This is a genomic window from Bisbaumannia pacifica (genome assembly GCF_007989625.1).
GTDB lineage: Bacteria > Pseudomonadota > Gammaproteobacteria > Pseudomonadales > Halomonadaceae > Bisbaumannia > Bisbaumannia pacifica.
Window position 1 is genome coordinate 1 of sequence record NZ_BJUK01000112.1, and the last position, 650, is coordinate 650.

1 protein-coding gene is annotated in these 650 nt (G+C 69.2%); it reads right to left on the minus strand.

Features of this window, described 5'->3' with window-relative positions:
* The coding region (locus HPA02_RS18135) for an FAD-linked oxidase C-terminal domain-containing protein (RefSeq protein ID WP_186810028.1) at positions 1-650 on the minus strand (650 nt) is incomplete at both ends.

A 650-nucleotide genomic window follows, 5' to 3' on the forward strand; every position in this document is an offset into this window, starting at 1 on the left:
TTCGCGCATCAGGCTGGCGCGACCCTTGGGGGAGTGGACCCGCTCGCGGGTGCCCTTCCAGGAGGGGCACATGGCGTCATTGGGGTCGTAGTTGTAGCAGGCGCCGTTGCCGTTGCAGTAGACGGCGGCGTCATGGGCCTGCCAGACTCGCTCGTCGATCTGGCGGTCGATCTGGCCGCGGGTGGTCACCCCGTCGATGGCCAGTAGGCCCGGATCGACGAGTTGGACGGCCTCGTCCTGGGCGGCGGCCCCCGTGGCCAGCGGCGTGGCGATCTTACCGGGGTTCAACTGATTATGCGGGTCGAAGGCGGCCTTGACCCGCTGCAGGCTGGGGTAGAGCTCGCCGAAGAACTTCGGCGCGTACTCCGAGCGTACGCCCTTGCCGTGCTCGCCCCACAGCAGGCCACCGTACTGGTGGGTCAGCTCGGCCACCTCGTCGGAGACCTCGCGGATCAGCCGCTCCTGCTCGGGGTCCTTCATATCGATGGCCGGGCGCACGTGCAGCACCCCGGCGTCGACATGGCCGAACATGCCGTAGGCCAGGCCGCGGGCGTCGAGGGCCGCGCGGAACTCAGCGATAAAGTCCGCCAGGTGCTCCGGCGGCACCGCGGTGTCCTCGACGAAGGGAATGGGGCGCTTCTCGCCCTTGG